Below are 15,427 nucleotides of genomic sequence, written 5' to 3'. Positions count from 1 at the left end.
GTGGGGACATGTTGATCTGATGAGCACCACGATTCACTCTGCCGTGCGCGGCCGACGCCCGGCTGTGCTGATGACGTTCGACGCCGTCGCCCTGGTAGCGGGATACGTCGTTGCGGTCTTCGTGCGTACCGCGGGTCCCGAGGGCTACCTCGGACACGCTGCCACCACGGCGGTCGTCGCCCTGCTGCTTCAGCTCGTGCTGGGGCTCGTCACCTACCTCTACCGGGGTCGGGTGGCGGTCGCCTCCATCGAGGAGACCCTGCTGCTCGGGGGAGTGACGGGATCGATAGGCATCGCCTTCACGGTGCTCAACATGCTCACCGATCCGTTCTGGCTGCCGCGCAGCGTCCCGCTGACCGGCACGGCGCTGGCGCTGCTCCTCATGCTGGTCGCTCGCGCGGTGTGGCGCTACCGTGCCGACCACGTCTTCGTGCTGACTCCCAGCCAAGGCAAGCGCACCGTCGTCGTAGGAGCGGGCTACAGCGGCACCCGGCTGGTGCGGTCGATGCTGAGCCGTCCGGAGACCGGCTTCCGGCCGGTCGCCTTCGTCGACGACGACCAGTGGAAGCGACGTCGCAGCCACTACGGCATCTCGGTGCTGGGCACGCTGGAGCAGCTCCCCGAGGTGGTGGCCCGCACCGACGCCGACACCGTCGTGGTCGCGATCCCGTCGGCGGACAAGGACCTCCTGCGACCACTGGCCGAGCAGGCGCGGCTCGCTGGAGTGGAGCTCAAGGTGCTGCCGAGCTTCGCCGAGAGCTTCGCCTCGAAGGCGGACGTGCGCGACGTGCGCGACGTCAACCTCCACGACATCCTCGGTCGTGCCGCTTTGGAGACCGACGTCGCGTCGATCGCCGGCTACGTCACCGGCAAGCGGGTGCTGGTCACCGGAGCCGGCGGCTCGATCGGCTCGGAGCTGTGCCGCCAGCTTGACCACTTCGGCCCCGCAGAGTTGATGATGCTCGACCGGGACGAGTCGGCGCTGCACGCGGTGCAGCTGTCGATCCGCGGCCAGGCCCTGCTCGACAGCGACGAGGTCGTGCTCAACGACATCCGGGACATCGAGGCACTGCGCCGCATCTTCCAGGAGCGTCGGCCGGAGGTGGTGTTCCACGCCGCGGCGCTCAAGCACCTGCCGATGCTGGAGCAGTACCCCTACGAGGCGATGAAGACCAACGTGCTCGGCACGGCCAACGTCCTCGAAGTGTCGTGCGAGGTCGGCGTGGAAACCTTCGTCAACATCTCCACCGACAAGGCGGCCGACCCCAAGAGCGTGCTCGGCTACTCCAAGCGCATCGCCGAGCGGCTGACTGCCTCGATGGCCGAGAGGGCAGAGGGCTCCTACCTCAGCGTCCGCTTCGGCAACGTCCTCGGCAGTCGGGGCTCGGTGCTGCACACCTTCACCGCCCAGATCGCTGCGGGCGGTCCGGTCACGGTGGTGCACCCCGACGTCACCCGCTACTTCATGACCGTCGAGGAGGCCGTGCAGCTGGTCATCCAGGCCGGCGCCATCGGCGAGGACGGCGAGGTGATGATCCTCGACATGGGCGAGCCCGTGAAGATCCTCGACGTCGCCCACCAGCTGATCGCCCAGTCGGGCAAGGACATCGAGGTCGTCTTCACCGGCCTGCGCGAGGGCGAGAAGCTGCACGAGCAGCTCTTCGGCGGCGCTGAGGACGACGAGCGGTCCCGTCACCCGATGGTGTCGCACGCCAACGTCGCGCCGCTCAGTGTCGACGTGGTGCGCGCGCACGACCTCCGCGGCACCCACCTCGGCATGCTGCAGGCCTTCGAGGACTGGGTGCACCTGCCCGACCCGTCACGGGTGGACGCGCCCGTCGTCGATGCGCGAATTGACGAGCCTGTGGCAGTCTCGTGAAGGATTCGTCTGTGAGTGAGTCTCGGATCCTCCTCTCCCCGCCTGACGTGGGCGAGATCGAGCAGGAGTACGTCATGCGCGCCATGCGCTCCGGCTGGGTGGCCCCTGCCGGTCCCGACCTGGACGCCTTCGAGGCCGAGGTCGCGGCGCGCGTGGGCGTCGACCACGCCGTCGGCCTGGCATCCGGCACGGGAGCGCTCCATCTCGCTCTGGTCTCGTGGGGCGTCGGACCTGGTGATGTCGTGCCCGTTTCGACGTTCACCTTCGCTGCGACGGTCAACGCCATCCGCTACGTCGGTGCCGAGCCCTTCTTCGTCGACTGCGACGAGACGGGCAACATGAGTCCGGTGCTGCTGCAGGACGCGGTGGACCAGCTGCGCACCCGTGGGCGGAGCGTCCCGGCGATCGTGCCGGTCGACATGCTCGGCAAGTGCGTCGACTACGCGACGATCGGCGAGATTGCCGTCGGTGCAGGTGCCCGGCTCCTCTGCGACGCGGCCGAATCGTTCGGCGCCACCTACCGGGGTAAGCCCGCCGGCTCCTTCGGTGACGCCTCGGTCATCTCCTTCAACGGCAACAAGATCATGACGACGTCGGGCGGCGGCATGCTGCTGACCAACGACGCTGCGCTTGCCCAGCACGTCCGAAAGCTGTCCACCCAGGCGCGCGAGCCCCTGCCGCACTACGAGCACACCGAGATCGGCTACAACTACCGACTCTCCAACATCCTCGCTGCGATGGGCAGGGCGCAGCTCGTGCGCCTCGACGACATGCTGAAGCGGCGTCGTGAGTGGCGCGAGCGCTACCGGGCACTCCTCGCTGACCAGCCGGGTGTGTCGATCCTCGGCGGCGCGGACGACGCGGGTGACAACTGCTGGCTGACGGCGATCGTCGTCGACCCTGACACGTCCGCATGGACGGCCGCCGATCTCGGCGCCGCCCTCGACCGGGCGAACGTCGAGACGCGGCCGGTTTGGAAGCCGATGCACCTGCAGCCGGTTTCGGAGGGACTTCGCGGAACGCTCGACGGAACGTCCGAGCGCCTCTTCGCTCATGGACTGACCCTCCCGGCCGGCTCCGTGCTGACGGACAGCGAGTTCGAGCGGATCGAACACGCGATCCTGGAGGTGACGGTCGCGTGAAGCCCTACGACCTTGTCAAGCGCGGCATCGACGTCGTGGTTGGATCAGTCGCACTGATTCTCTCCGCCCCCCTGCAGGGTGTACTGGCACTGATCGTGCGCCGGAAGCTGGGCTCGCCCGTCCTCTTCCGCCAGCCGCGTCCGGGCAAGGACGGCGAGATCTTCGAGCTGGCCAAGTTTCGCACGATGCTGGAGCCCGACGAGTCCCGAGGGCTCGTCACAGACGAGCAGCGGATGACAGCCTTCGGATCGTTCCTCCGCTCCACCAGCCTCGACGAGCTGCCGTCGCTATGGAACGTGGTGAAGGGCGACATGAGCCTGGTCGGACCCCGTCCGCTGCTCGTGGACTATCTCGACCGCTACACATCCGAGCATGCCCGCCGCCACGAGGTGCGCCCCGGCGTCACTGGGCTGGCGCAGGTGAGCGGTCGCAACGCCATCACGTGGGACGAGAAGTTCGCCAAGGACATCGAATACGTCGACAACCGGAGCCTTCGACTCGACTTGGCGGTCATCTGGCGCACCTTCGCCCAGGTGGCCCGCCGTGACGGCATTTCCGCGAGCGGGGATGTGACTATGCCTGAATTCATGGGGCCGACGCGTGGCTGAGGACCTGATCATCGTTGGCGCCGGTGGCTTCGGACGAGAAACCGTTGACGTCGTGGAGGCGATCAACGCCGCTGCCGCCGTTCCGTCCTGGCACCTTTGCGGGCTGGTCGACGACGCCCTAACAGCGCGAAACGCCGAGCGCCTTCGCGCGCGTGGGTTGCGGCACTTGGGATCTCTTGAGGACCTGCTCGCGCGCGAGTCACGCCCGCGCTACGTCGTGGGCATCGGATCACCCTCGGTGCGCCGACGCATTGCCGAGCGTCTCGATGCGGCGGGCTTCTCCGCGACGACGCTGATCCACCCTCAGGCGACCCTCGGCTCCGAGGTAACCGTCGGCGCCGGGTCTGTCATCTGCGCCGGCGCTCGCCTGACGACCAACATCCAGATCGGGAGGCACGTGCACGTCAACCCCAACGCCACGGTCGGCCACGACACCACGTTGGCTAACTTCGTCAGCCTCAACCCATCGTCATCCATCTCGGGTGACTGCGTCATCGAGGACGGCGTGCTTGTAGGAGTGGGCGCCGTCGTGCTGAACCAGCTCACCGTCGGCCGAGACGCCGTCGTCGGGGCCGCGGCGTGCGTCGTCCGGCAGGTTGCCGGTGGCAGCGTGGTGAAGGGGGTACCGGCACGATGAGGCGCAAGCGCGCGATCGTGACGACGACCGTGCCGGTCACCATCGACAAGTTTATGGGCGAGTACGTGGACCAGCTAGAGGCAGGCGACCACCAGACGGTGGTCGTCACGTCGCCCGGATCCGAACTCGCGACGCTCGCACGCAGGCACCCGAGGGCGGAAGTGGTCGCGTTGCCGATGGCTCGCGAGGTGACACCGCTACGCGACCTCGTCGCGTTGATCGCCTGGGTGCGCCGGCTTCGCGCGTCACGTCCAGACGTGATCGTGGCCATGACGCCCAAGGCGGCGCTGCTGTCGATGATGGCGGGCCGTGTCGTCGGGACCCGCCGGAGGCTTTACCTGTCGGGTGGACTCCGGCTCGAAAGCGAAGCCGGGCTCCGGCGCTCCGTCCTGACGCTGACGGAGAAGCTGACGGTCGCCTGCGCGACCGAGGTCGTCGTGAACTCCCGGTCCCTCCGGGACGTTTACGAGGAGCTGGGGCTGGCCCCGTCACGGAAGCTTCGCGTGACGAGTCCGGGCTCTAGCCACGGCGTCGACGCCGCCCACTTCGACGAGTCCGTCGTCCCGCCGGTCGCCAAGGGCGATATGGGCCTGCAGGACGGACTCCTGACCATCACCTTCATCGGTCGGCTGACGCGGGACAAGGGGATCGAGGAGCTTGCGTTGGCCTCGGAGATCCTGACCGCCCGTGACGTGGCGCACCAGCTGCTGGTGGTGGGCCCGCTGGACGAGCCCGACGCACCGAGCCTGGTCGAGAGGCTCGAGCGGCTCCCGGCGCGCGTCATCCTGACCGGGGCGGTCGTCGACACACGACCGTACCTCCGGGTCACGGATGTGCACGTCCTGCCCTCGCGCCGCGAGGGCTTCCCCAACGTGGTGCTCGAGGCTGCATCGATGACCGTGCCGAGCGTGGTCTCCGACGCAACCGGCTGCGTCGACAGTGTTCTGGACCGGAAGACCGGCCTGATCTTCCCGGTGGGCGACGCGACGGCGCTAGCCGATGCCATCGAGGCTCTTGCCTCGGACGCCGACCGGCAGTCGCTGGGCAGGTCGGGTCGAGACTGGGTCGTGTCGGCCTTCGAGCCCCGAGCCATCGTCGCCGACGTTCTCCGTCTGCAGCCCCGGTCGGACGAGTCATGACGTACGACCTGCACGCAGTCGCTTCGTACGGGCGTGGTGGATCGAGTGCGCGAGTCCGGCTCCACGACTGGATTCGCCACCTGGGTCTGCGATCGGTGCTGTCGGATTACGCCGGTACGGCGGACAACACCCCGCGCACGCTGTGCTCGCACCCGGTCCGAACCTTGAAGGCTGAGGTGAGGACGCGGCGCCTCTCGCCCCTCGCTGCACGGATGATCGTGTCGCGCGAGGCAACGCCATTCGGCCGTGGCGTGGCGGAAGCCCGGGCTCTCCGTCGCGCGGACCATGGGGTGTTTGACTTCGACGATGCCATCTACTTGCCCCCGAGCCTTGCAAGGCGCGCATCGGGCGGTACGCACAAGGCTCAGCGTCTAAGCCGAGCCGCGGACGTGGTCATCGCCGGGAGCGAGGTGCTCGCCGATTGGGCCACTGCCCACGCGCGTGACGTACGTATGATCCCGTCGTGCATCGAGCCTGCTGACTACGAGCTGAAGTCGAGCTGGAGTGGTGGCGACAGGCCCTCGATCGTGTGGCTGGGGTCGTTCGCGACGGAGCAGTACGTGGAGCACGTCGCTCGTCCCCTGCTCGAGGTACATCGACTGACCGGAGCGACACTGACGCTCATCAGCTCGAGTAAAGAGAACCCACGGTTGTCCGCCCTAGAGCCCATCTTGCGGCGTGTCCCGTGGCACCCGCACACCTTCGCGCAGCACCTCAGCGCTGCCGATGTCGCGATTGCGCCGCTGGCCGACACGCCCTATGCGCGTGGAAAGTGCGCATACAAGCTGCTGCAGTACGCAGCGACTGGACTGCCCATCGTCGGCTCCCCGGTGGGCGCCAACAAGGCGGCGCTGGCCGACTTCGCCGGCATTGCCGCAGCAGACGCGTCGGAGTGGGTCGACGCACTGGTGCAACTCCTGGCCGAACCTGCGCACCTTCGTCAGGCGCGAGGTATGGCCGCTGCGTCGGGGGTCGCGCGGAAGTACTCGTTCGAGTCCTGGCGTGAGGCGTGGTGCGCCGCGCTGGCCCTGCCGGTCACGCCCGTGGGGAGGCCAGCGTGAACGCCCCGTCGGCGCCTTTAGTGACCGTGGTCGTCCCGCTCTTCAACGCAGAGCCCTTCGTCGTCGCCTGCCTGGACTCCTTGCGGCGGCAGACGTGGCGGTCTCTGGAAGTTCTCGTCGTCGACGACGCGTCGACGGACCGCTCCGCTGACGTCGTCGCAGACTACTTCGCGAGTCACCCGGGCTTCCGGGGCCGGTTGATCCGACTCGCACGCAATTCCGGCGTGTCGAGTGCTCGCAACACAGGAGTTCGGGCGGCCGGTGGTGAGTACATCGGCTTCGTCGACCCGGACGACGTCGTCGAGGACGGAATGTTTGAGGCGCTCGCGACAGCGGCCCTGTCCTCGGAGACCGAAGCGGCCGCTTGTGGCGCGACCGTCATCGGCGGGCGGCCGGGGGAGCGCCTTGGCATAACCACCACGGCAGAGACCCTCGCTGGCATCGAAGTCTTCGAGAGGATGTGCACGGGTCGATTCCCCTCGTCCGTCTGCTTCATGCTGTTCGCCGCCGAGGTGTTCGACTCCGCGCGTTTCACCGAGGGGTACCGCTTCGAGGACTTCATCTTTCTGGCCGAGGCGTTGCCTTCGCTTCGCAGCGTGCGGGTGTTACCTGAACCGATGTACCGGTACTTCAGGCGGGGTGGATCGGAGACGGGCGTGCTGCGGCCGTCGGTGTTGCACCTTTTCGTCGGGATGGACGTGGCAGTGCAGTCCATCCACGCACACATCGGAGAGCCTCGTGCGACTCACCTAGACGCGCAGGTGGTGCTCCGTCTGAGTCGAACGGTCTGTCACCAGGCGTTTGCATTCGGCAGCGACTCGGAGCTCGCACGTGAAGTTCGAGGCGTCGCGATGGGCCACTTGACGTGGAACAGAATCAAAGTGTGTATCGAGGCGGGGGACCTAAGGCTGGCCCTGAGCTGCGCCGCCCTAAAGGTAAGCCCGTGGCTGTACGGCGTCGCCTTCCGTGCCCGGCGGTCCAGCCATGGGCTCCGGCGCGACGCAGGACGGAGCCGCAGGCCATGACTCATCGATGTCCGTTCGTCGTCGCTCGATCACGTGGGACGGTCAATACGGCGGCGAGCGTCCCCCCTCGGAGCGCCTTGCGCGTGACGTCGTTCCTGTGCCTCGCCTACGTCCTCTGGCGCCCCGTCTCGAACCAGGCCGTGCTCCTGGCCGTTCTCGGTGTGCTCGCCGCCAGCTCGGCCCTGATCGTGATGCGCACGTCACCGCCGCGCCTGTCGGCCCACCTGGGCGGGATGCTGTTCGGCATCCTCTGCCTGCTGTCCGTCGGACTCCTCGTTGGTTCCTTCCACGGGAACCCGGGCCTTCTCCATCAGTGCCAGTTGTGGGTCGGGATGCTCGTCATCTGGCTCCCGTGGACGCTGGCCATCCAGGTCGAACGGCTGCGAGCCATGTTCGAGGGCATCGCGGTCGTCATCGTCGCGCTCAGCACGCTTATCGTGTACTACGTCGCCGCACAGCGGGGTCTCGTCCCCGCTCTCCTTCCTGCATCCCTCCTCGAAAGTCAGGAAGCCGGGTTCGCCGAGACAGACGGTGGCTCCGCGATCCGGCTGTACGGTCTGTCCACGTTGGCTGCCGGTGGGCCGTTGATGGCAGCGTGCATGGTGGCGCGCAAGAACGACCTGCTGCCCCGTCGATGGCTGTCCGTCCTGGCAGGCGTGTTGGTGGTAGTCGCCACCCTGGTGGCCGGGAGACGAGCCATTGCCGCCGTGACCCTCCTCAGTCCTGTGCTGATGCTCCAAATCCAGTCGGTCCTGCGCCCCGGCCCCCGTCAGCTTCGGATCCCCCCTTCGCTGGTCGTCCTCGCCCCGGGGTTGGTGCTCGCCGTCGTGGTCGTGCCCGCGGGTGTTGGCTTGGTGGCCCGCGGCTGGACCGCAGTTCGAGACGGCGCGGCGCTTTTCCTCGGGCTCGGCTCCGCTGTGTCCACAGACAAGGAACTCGACGATCGGCTACGACGGACTTCTGCCGACCAGCTCATCGCTGCCTGGGGAGAGGACCCCGTTTTCGGGCGCGGCCTCGGTGCCGAGCTGGCGACCGGGTTCGAGCGCAACTTCGAGCGGCCGTGGTTGTTCGAGCTGCAGTATCACCAGTTTCTGTTCAACTTCGGTCTGGTGGGCGTGCTGTCGGCGATCTGTTTGGTGCTAATAGCGGTGGGAGCCGTGCGTACGGCCGCCCGCACGCACCCAGGGCACGTACCGGTGATCGCCGCCTGCACGACGGCTGCGTTGTGCCTGCTGATCGCCAACGGGTCGAACCCCTACCTGCAGACCTACGGTCACGGATGGGGGGTCGCGCTCGCCGCCGGGGTGCTCAACGCGATGCTCACCGGCTCCGACGAGGCTGCGTCGCGCTCGCAATCCGGGATGTCGTGACTGACGTCGGGCATCGAGAAACCTCGACGATGAGCCGCGTGCGTGAACTCCGCGCGCGCTTCAGTAGCGCGCTCCTGCTTATGTTCGCTGGCCAAGCAACCGCGATGCTGTTTCCCCTACTGGCGACCCCGCTGCTGATCTCCAGGCTAGGCCTGTCGGGTTTCGGCGAGGTGATGTTCGTCTTCACCATCGCGATGTATCTCGGCGTATTGGTCGACTTCGGGTTCAACGTCAGCTCGATGCACGCCCTTACGGTAGCTCGCGTCGAGGATCCGGAACGGATGCACGAGGTAGTCTCCCGTACGGTCAGTGCCCGCATGCTGCTTGCCGCGCTCGCCGCGACGGTGACCACCACCGTGGCGCTCACCGTCCCCACCTTGGACGCTCCTCTGCTGCTGATCGCCGCTGCGTCCCTGCTTGGGAACGTCATCCAAGTCGGGTGGATCTTACAGGCGTTGCAGCAAGTCGCAGCGCTCGCGTTTTCGCTGGGGGCGTCGCGGCTCGTCGCGCTCGGCGCCTTGGCGTTGATGGTGGACGGCCCAGGTGACCGCGAGGTGGCCCTCGCTCTGATGCTGTCGCCCGTGCTGGGCTCTGCGCTAATCGGCTGGGTGCTCCTCATGGTGCGAGGAGAGGTGCGGCTTCCCAGGCCGACCGGCGGCATGGCGCGGGCCCTCGGATCTGGTTCGGCAGCCTTCACCGCATCCCTTGCCAGTGCGGTGCTCATCGGTGCCGGCAGCATCGCGCTCGGCGTCCTCCGAACACCAGCTGAGGTGGGCATTTTCAGCGGGGCGGCACGCATCGTTGCTGCGGCTCGGAGCTCGGTGACTCCGGTGCAGACAGTTCTCTTCCCGCAGATGTCCCTGGCCCACGCGAGTGGAGTGCAGGGGTGGGAGCGCCGGCCGTTCCTGGCGCTCGTCGTTCCGCATGCGGTCCTCGCCGTGGCGATCTTCCTCAGCGCCGAGTGGATTACGACATCCTACCTGGGTGTCGAGGCGCCCGTCGCGGTCCTGGTGCTGCAGCTCTTCTCCGTTGCCCTGCTGCTGGCCGGGCTCGAGGTCTGGGCCTTCAGCGTCCTCGTGGCGGGCGACTCTGCGCGTGCGGCCGCACTGTCGTACTCGCTCGCTGCGCTCGTGCTGGTGGTCGTCACGCTGCCCGCAGCTGCGGTATGGGGGGTCGTCGGAGCAACCGCGGCGACTGTCGTCGGGCAGGTGCTCGTCGTGGCGCTCCTGGTAGCGGGCTTGCGAGGCAAGCGCGACGCGACGGTGTCATGAGCAAGCACACGGGACCGGGCGCGCTTCTGGCCGCCACTAACGCGGGGTCGGCGGCGCATACGCGAACAGCGGCGGTCCGCTAAGCACGGGACCGCCGCTGGTGCGCGTTCGACTGGCTGCTGGCGTCAGCTGCCGCTGTTGATCATGCCGGCGCCGACGGTCACTCCGGTCGCCTCGTCGATCAGGATGAATGAGCCCGTGGTGCGGTTCTTCGAGTAGGGGTCGCACAGCAGTGGCACGGTGGTGCGCAGCTGGACGCGGCCGATCTCGTTGAGGCCGAGCTCCTTGGTGTCCTGGTCGCGGTGGAGGCTGTTGACGTCGAGGCGGTACTGGATGTCCTTGACCATGGCCCGGCCGGTGCGGGTGGTGTGCTTGATGGCCAGCTTCTGCCGCGGCTTGAGCGGCTCGTTGGTCATCCAGCAGACCATCGCATCGATGTCCTGGCTGGGCTTGGGCGCGTTCTTGGGCCGGGCGATCATGTCGCCGCGGGAGACGTCGACGTCGTCCTCGAGGTGCACCGTGACGCTCATCGGCGGGAACGCCTCCGCGATCTCATGGTCGAAGAGCTCGACCCGCGCGATCCTGGACGGCATGCCGCTGGGAAGGACGACGACCTCGTCGCCCTTCTTGAGGACGCCGCCGGCGACCTGCCCGGCGTAGCCGCGGAAGTCGTGGTACTGGTCCGACTTCGGACGGATGACGTACTGCACGGGGAAGCGGGTGTCGACCAGGTCGCGGTCGGAAGCGACGTGGACGTGCTCGAGGTGGTGCATGAGCGTGGGTCCGCTGTACCACGGCGTGTTTTCGGAGCGGTTGACGACGTTGTCGCCCTGCAGCGCCGAGATCGGGATGACCTCGAGGTCGGGGATGTTGAGCTTCGTCGCGAACTGCGTGAACTCGCGGTGGATCTTCTCGTAGACCTCCTGCGACCAGTCGACGAGGTCCATCTTGTTGATCGCGAGCACGAGGTGGGGCACGCGGAGCAGCGACAGCAGCACAGCGTGGCGGCGCGACTGTTCGGTCAGGCCCTGGCGGGCGTCGACCAGCACGAGGCCCAGGTCGGCGGTCGAGGCGCCGGTGACCATGTTGCGGGTGTACTGGATGTGGCCCGGGGTGTCGGCAATGATGAACTTGCGGGTGGGCGTCGCGAAGTAGCGGTAGGCCACGTCGATGGTGATGCCCTGCTCTCGCTCGGAGCGCAGGCCGTCGGTCAGCAGCGCGAGGTCGGTGTAGTCGTAGCCCTTGGACTGGCTGGTCGACTCCACCGCCTCGAGCTGGTCCTCGAAGATCGACTTGGAGTCGAGCAGCAGGCGCCCGATGAGGGTGGACTTGCCGTCGTCGACAGACCCGGCCGTGGCGAAGCGGAGCAGGTCCATCTCGCCCTGCGCCATCGTGTGGGCGTCGGAGGTCTGAGGGGTGCTGGCCATCAGAAGTAGCCTTCCTTCTTGCGGTCTTCCATGGCGGCCTCGGAGAAGCGGTCGTCGCCACGCGTGGCGCCGCGCTCGGTCACTCGGGCGATGGCGATCTCGTCGATGATGGCCGCGGTGTCGGTGGCCACCGACTCCACGCAGCCGGTCTGGGTGCGGTCGCCGACGGTGCGGAAGCGCACCATCTTCTTCTCGACCTGCTCGTCGCCCTTGGGCTGGATCTCCGGGCCGATCGACAGCAGCATGCCGTCGCGCTCGACGACCTCGCGCTCGTGGGCGAAGTAGATCGACGGGATCTCGATCTGCTCGCGGTGGATGTAGTGCCAGATGTCGAGCTCGGTCCAGTTGGACAGCGGGAAGATGCGCATGTGCTCGCCGGCGTGGATGCGGCCGTTGTAGAGGCTCCACAGCTCGGGGCGCTGCATCTTGGGGTCCCACTGCCCGAACTCGTCGCGGTGGGAGTAGACGCGCTCCTTGGCGCGTGCCTTCTCCTCGTCGCGGCGACCGCCACCGAAGGCGGCGGTGAAGCCGTTGTCCTCGATCGCGGCGAGCAGCGCGCCGATCTGCTGGCGGTTGCGGCTGGTCTTGCCGTCGTCGACGACGTGGCCGGCCTTGATCGCATCCTCGACCGAGGCGACGACCAGGCGGGCGCCGAGGCGCTCGACCCAGGAGTCGCGAGTGGCGAGGACCTCGTCGAAGTCGAGGCCCGTGTCGACCTGCAGCAGCGGGAACGGCAGCTTGGCCGGGAAGAACGCCTTCTCCGCCAGGCGGAGCATGACGATGGAGTCCTTGCCGCCGGAGAACATCAGGACCGGCTTCTCGAACTCGGCGGCGACCTCACGGAAGATGTGGATCGACTCCGCCTCGAGCTGGTCCAGCTGGCTCAGCTGGTAGTCGACGTGGGTGGTGGTCATGGCGTGGCAAGGGCCTCTCTTGGGACAGCAGCCCTCATCGTAGCGACGAGCGTCGCCACGAAGAATTCGCACTGCCGGGCGCGGTCGGCCAGACTCGGCCGAATGAGCCGCACCCCTCGACTCGCTCCTCGCTCCGCCTCGCGCAGGCGTCTGTCCAGCGGCCTCGTCGCCGTGGTCTTCGTCACGGCGGGCTGCTCGTCCTCTGGCGGGGACGAGCCGGCGGCGTCGCCGTCGTACGAGCGGAGCGACGCGGTGCGCGCACGGGTGCTGCCGCAGCTCGCGGCGACCGGTCCGGAGGTCGAGGCGGCGGACGACGCCGCGTGGGTCGTGGACGTCACGGTCGCGGACGCCCAGGACGGCACCGCCGTCGCGTTGGTCGCCAGGACCGACGACGGGTGGGCCGAGGTCGACGAGGAGGAGACCGACGACGAGGGCCGCGTCGCGCTGACCGGCCGGTCGTCCGGCGAGCTGCACGTGGTGGTCGGCGACGGCGCCGACGCCATCGGCACGGAGGTCTCGACCGACGACGCTCCCGAGGCCACCTTCACCGACGACTTCGACTCCGACACCGTCGACGCCGAGGGCGGCAGCTGGTTCACGCGCGACCAGGGCTACATCGGCGTACGCACGTGCTCGCGGGCCGACGCCTCGGCCGCCGAGGTCGGCGACGGCGTGCTGCGCCTCAGCGTCCTCGAGGACGAGGACGCGTCCGGGCAGTGCCGGCTGCCGGGTCGGCGCAAGCAGTTCCCCTACCGCCTCAACGGCCACGTCGGCACCGAGGGCGTGTACGGCTTCACCTACGGCTTCGCCGCGGCGCGCATCAAGACGCAGGCGGCGCGCGGCCAGCACTCGGCCTTCTGGCTGCAGGCGACCGGCGGCCAGAGCGCGGGCGGCCCGGAGGAGGGCGGGGCGGAGATCGACGTCATGGAGTACTTCGGCGACGACCACCCGCTCGGCGGGCTCACCAGCTTCACCTACTACCTCGACGAGGACGGCGAGAAGCAGACCGACGGCGGCTGGGTGGAGGACCTCGAGGAGTACGGCGAGGACTGGGCGGAGGAGTTCCACGTCTTCTCGGTCGAGTGGACGCCCGAGGAGTACGTCTTCCGCATCGACGGCCAGGTCACCCACCGGCTCGAAGGGCCGACGTCGGGGCGCGAGGAGTTCCTCATCCTCAGCCTCCTGTCGTCGGACTACGAGCTGCCCCGCTTCAACGGCGAGCTGCCCGAGACGATGAAGGTCGACTGGGCGCGGGTGTGGGAGACCGGGCCGGAGTAGGGGTCTCGATACGCTCGCTGCGCTCGCTGCTGGACCAGCAGAGGGGTCGCTCGCTGCTCGACCAGCGGGCGGTCAGCGGTGGTAGCGGGCGATGTGCGGGCAGGCCTGCCCGTGCTTGAGCCGACAGCGGGTCCTGCGCCACCACCGGCGCGGCAGGTTGGTCACGGCGACGATGCTCCCTGGTGGCGGGAGGTGGCGCAGGGGCTTGAGGGAACCTTGGGTGTTCCCGTGGGTCAGGGGCTGTCGAGGACGAGGGTGATCGGACCGTCGTTGACGCTCTCGACCCGCATGTCGGCCCCGAAGCGGCCGCGCTCGACGTGCGCGCCGAGACGTTCGAGCTCGGCGCACACGGCGTCGTACACCGGCTCGCTCACCGGGCCGGGCGCCGCCGCCTGCCACGTGGGTCGGCGGCCCTTGCGCGCGTCGCCGTAGAGCGTGAACTGGCTGACCACGAGCACGGGTGCGCCCACGTCGCTCGCGCTCTGCTCGTCGCGGAGCAGGCGCAGCTCCCACACCTTGCGGGCCATCCACGCGACCTCGGCGGTGCCGTCGTCGTGGGTGACCCCGAGGTAGACCAGCAGGCCGGGTCGGTGGAGCTCGCCCACGACCTCCCCGTCGACCCGGACGGTGGCGGAGAGGACCCGCTGGATGACGGCGCGCATGGTGCAAGGATGCCGCCATGGCTGACCCACTGCTGATCACGGTGGCCCCCACCGGGGCCGAGACCGCCAAGGCCGACTGCCCGCAGCTCCCCACCACCCCCGAGGAGATCGCGCGCACCGCGGCCGAGTGCGAGGAGGCCGGCGCGGCGATGATCCACATCCACGTCCGCGACACCTCGCACCAGCCCACGCTCGACCAGGGTCTGCTGCGCGAGTGGGTGGCCGCGGTGCGCTCGTCCTCCTCGCTCGTCGTGCAGCTCTCCACCGGCGGCTCGGTGCACGACCCGCTCGACGAGCGGCTGAGGGTGCTCGACGCCGAGCCCGACTCGTGCAGCCTCACCATGGGCACCACGAACTTCGGCGACGACGTCTTCCTCAACCCGTGGCCCTTCGTGAAGGACCTCTACCAGCTCGCCCTCGAGCGCGGCGTCGCCCCCGAGTTCGAGCTCTTCGACCTCGGGCAGGTCCATGCGCTCGGGCGGCTCGTCCGGGAGTACGGCGTCCCGGCCGGCGGCAAGGTCCACGTCGACTTCGTCATGGGCGTCCCGGGCGGCATGCCCGGCACGGCGCCGGCCCTGGTCGCCGGCGTCGCGGCCCTCCCCACGGAGGTCACCTCGTGGTCGGCCACCGGCATCGGTCGCTCCACCCTCGCGGTCGCCCTCGCCTCGCTGTCGATGGGGGGTCACCTCCGCGTCGGCATGGAGGACGTGCTCACCATCAGCCGCGGCGTACCCGTCGAGTCCAACGCCCAGCTGGTCTCGCGCGCCGTCGACCTTGGCCGGATCGCGCAGCGGACCCCGATGGCGCCGGCGCAGTGCCGGGAGCTGCTCGGGCTGTCCTGACTTCCGCGCGCGGCGGCAGGCGGCGGGGGGCGGGGGGCGGGGCGGGCCCCCAGCGTCATGCGAACCGGCGCTTATGGGTGCGGCTTCGTATGACGCCCGCCGGCGCCCGAGGCGCCAGCGTCATGCGGATCGGGGGCTATAGGTGCGGCTTCGTATGACGCCCGCCGGCGCC

General features: G+C 68.7%; 14 protein-coding genes. 11 read left to right on the top strand and 3 right to left on the bottom strand.

The window, feature by feature from the left end:
* The first annotated feature begins 19 nt into the window (after nucleotides 1-19).
* From J3P38_RS06185 to J3P38_RS06145, 9 genes are all read left to right on the top strand, one after another.
* Nucleotides 20-1,879, top strand: coding sequence for a polysaccharide biosynthesis protein (locus J3P38_RS06185; protein WP_210502998.1), 1,860 nt, complete (start codon nucleotides 20-22; stop codon nucleotides 1,877-1,879).
* 47 nt (nucleotides 1,880-1,926) lie between these two features.
* Nucleotides 1,927-3,021: a DegT/DnrJ/EryC1/StrS family aminotransferase gene (locus J3P38_RS06180; RefSeq protein WP_210502997.1), complete on the top strand. Its 1,095-nt coding sequence runs from the start codon at nucleotides 1,927-1,929 to the stop codon at nucleotides 3,019-3,021.
* Nucleotides 3,018-3,629, top strand: coding sequence for a sugar transferase (locus tag J3P38_RS06175; protein ID WP_210502996.1), 612 nt, complete (start codon nucleotides 3,018-3,020; stop codon nucleotides 3,627-3,629). The genes J3P38_RS06180 and J3P38_RS06175 overlap by 4 nt, the downstream gene beginning before the upstream one ends.
* Entirely contained in the window at nucleotides 3,622-4,266 is a 645-nt protein-coding gene (locus J3P38_RS06170; protein ID WP_210502995.1) for a NeuD/PglB/VioB family sugar acetyltransferase, read from the top strand. The genes J3P38_RS06175 and J3P38_RS06170 overlap by 8 nt, the downstream gene beginning before the upstream one ends.
* Complete coding sequence (locus tag J3P38_RS06165; RefSeq protein WP_210502994.1) at nucleotides 4,263-5,405, top strand: glycosyltransferase; 1,143 nt, start codon at nucleotides 4,263-4,265, stop codon at nucleotides 5,403-5,405. The genes J3P38_RS06170 and J3P38_RS06165 overlap by 4 nt, the downstream gene beginning before the upstream one ends.
* Nucleotides 5,402-6,466: a glycosyltransferase gene (locus tag J3P38_RS06160; RefSeq protein WP_210502993.1), complete on the top strand. Its 1,065-nt coding sequence runs from the start codon at nucleotides 5,402-5,404 to the stop codon at nucleotides 6,464-6,466. The genes J3P38_RS06165 and J3P38_RS06160 overlap by 4 nt, the downstream gene beginning before the upstream one ends.
* Before the next feature lie 20 nt (nucleotides 6,467-6,486).
* Nucleotides 6,487-7,491: a glycosyltransferase gene (locus J3P38_RS06155; RefSeq protein ID WP_210502992.1), complete on the top strand. Its 1,005-nt coding sequence runs from the start codon at nucleotides 6,487-6,489 to the stop codon at nucleotides 7,489-7,491.
* Between the two features lie 83 nt (nucleotides 7,492-7,574).
* Nucleotides 7,575-8,861 (top strand): hypothetical protein, encoded by a 1,287-nt coding sequence (locus J3P38_RS06150; protein ID WP_210502991.1) that lies wholly within the window; start codon nucleotides 7,575-7,577, stop codon nucleotides 8,859-8,861.
* Nucleotides 8,862-8,899: 38 nt separating this feature from the next.
* Nucleotides 8,900-10,132 (top strand): oligosaccharide flippase family protein, encoded by a 1,233-nt coding sequence (locus tag J3P38_RS06145; protein ID WP_210502990.1) that lies wholly within the window; start codon nucleotides 8,900-8,902, stop codon nucleotides 10,130-10,132.
* 125 nt (nucleotides 10,133-10,257) lie between these two features.
* On the opposite strand, the gene cysN is transcribed toward J3P38_RS06145, so the two are convergent.
* Together cysN and cysD are read right to left on the bottom strand one after the other, a co-directional pair.
* On the bottom strand, nucleotides 10,258-11,559 hold the full coding sequence (cysN, locus tag J3P38_RS06140; RefSeq protein WP_210502989.1) for a sulfate adenylyltransferase subunit CysN: 1,302 nt from the start codon (nucleotides 11,557-11,559) through the stop codon (nucleotides 10,258-10,260).
* Nucleotides 11,559-12,473 carry a sulfate adenylyltransferase subunit CysD gene (gene cysD, locus J3P38_RS06135; protein WP_210502988.1) on the bottom strand — a complete coding sequence of 305 codons (915 nt, stop codon included), beginning with the start codon at nucleotides 12,471-12,473 and terminating at the stop codon, nucleotides 11,559-11,561. Before cysD ends, cysN begins: the two co-directional genes overlap by 1 nt.
* Before the next feature lie 102 nt (nucleotides 12,474-12,575).
* Here cysD and J3P38_RS06130 point away from each other — a divergent pair, with 102 nt between their 5' ends.
* A complete protein-coding gene (locus J3P38_RS06130) occupies nucleotides 12,576-13,751 on the top strand; it encodes a glycoside hydrolase family 16 protein (RefSeq protein ID WP_210502987.1) in 1,176 nt (391 codons plus the stop codon).
* Nucleotides 13,752-13,984: 233 nt separating this feature from the next.
* Here the strand turns inward: J3P38_RS06130 and dtd are convergent, their stop codons facing one another.
* Entirely contained in the window at nucleotides 13,985-14,413 is a 429-nt protein-coding gene (dtd, locus tag J3P38_RS06125; RefSeq protein WP_210502986.1) for a D-aminoacyl-tRNA deacylase, read from the bottom strand.
* A 17-nt stretch (nucleotides 14,414-14,430) separates the two neighbouring features.
* Here dtd and J3P38_RS06120 point away from each other — a divergent pair, with 17 nt between their 5' ends.
* Nucleotides 14,431-15,255 (top strand): BKACE family enzyme, encoded by an 825-nt coding sequence (locus tag J3P38_RS06120; protein ID WP_210502985.1) that lies wholly within the window; start codon nucleotides 14,431-14,433, stop codon nucleotides 15,253-15,255.
* Nucleotides 15,256-15,427 lie beyond the last annotated feature (172 nt).

Source organism: Nocardioides xinjiangensis (assembly GCF_017916455.1).
Taxonomy (GTDB): Bacteria; Actinomycetota; Actinomycetes; order Propionibacteriales; family Nocardioidaceae; genus Nocardioides; species Nocardioides xinjiangensis.
The sequence above is the reverse complement of the archived record's forward strand: the minus strand, read 5'-3'. Positions and strand labels throughout refer to the sequence as shown.

Excerpts from the sequence above, each read along its gene's own strand:
- cysN (WP_210502989.1), bottom strand. The coding sequence starts at position 11,559 with ATGGCCAGCACCCCTCAGACCTCCGACGCCCACACGATGGCGCAGGGC.
- dtd (WP_210502986.1), bottom strand. The coding sequence starts at position 14,413 with ATGCGCGCCGTCATCCAGCGGGTCCTCTCCGCCACCGTCCGGGTCGAC.
- cysD (WP_210502988.1), bottom strand. The coding sequence starts at position 12,473 with ATGACCACCACCCACGTCGACTACCAGCTGAGCCAGCTGGACCAGCTC.
- J3P38_RS06165 (WP_210502994.1), top strand. The coding sequence starts at position 4,263 with ATGAGGCGCAAGCGCGCGATCGTGACGACGACCGTGCCGGTCACCATC.
- J3P38_RS06120 (WP_210502985.1), top strand. The coding sequence starts at position 14,431 with ATGGCTGACCCACTGCTGATCACGGTGGCCCCCACCGGGGCCGAGACC.
- J3P38_RS06130 (WP_210502987.1), top strand. The coding sequence starts at position 12,576 with ATGAGCCGCACCCCTCGACTCGCTCCTCGCTCCGCCTCGCGCAGGCGT.
- J3P38_RS06185 (WP_210502998.1), top strand. The coding sequence starts at position 20 with ATGAGCACCACGATTCACTCTGCCGTGCGCGGCCGACGCCCGGCTGTG.
- J3P38_RS06160 (WP_210502993.1), top strand. The coding sequence starts at position 5,402 with ATGACGTACGACCTGCACGCAGTCGCTTCGTACGGGCGTGGTGGATCG.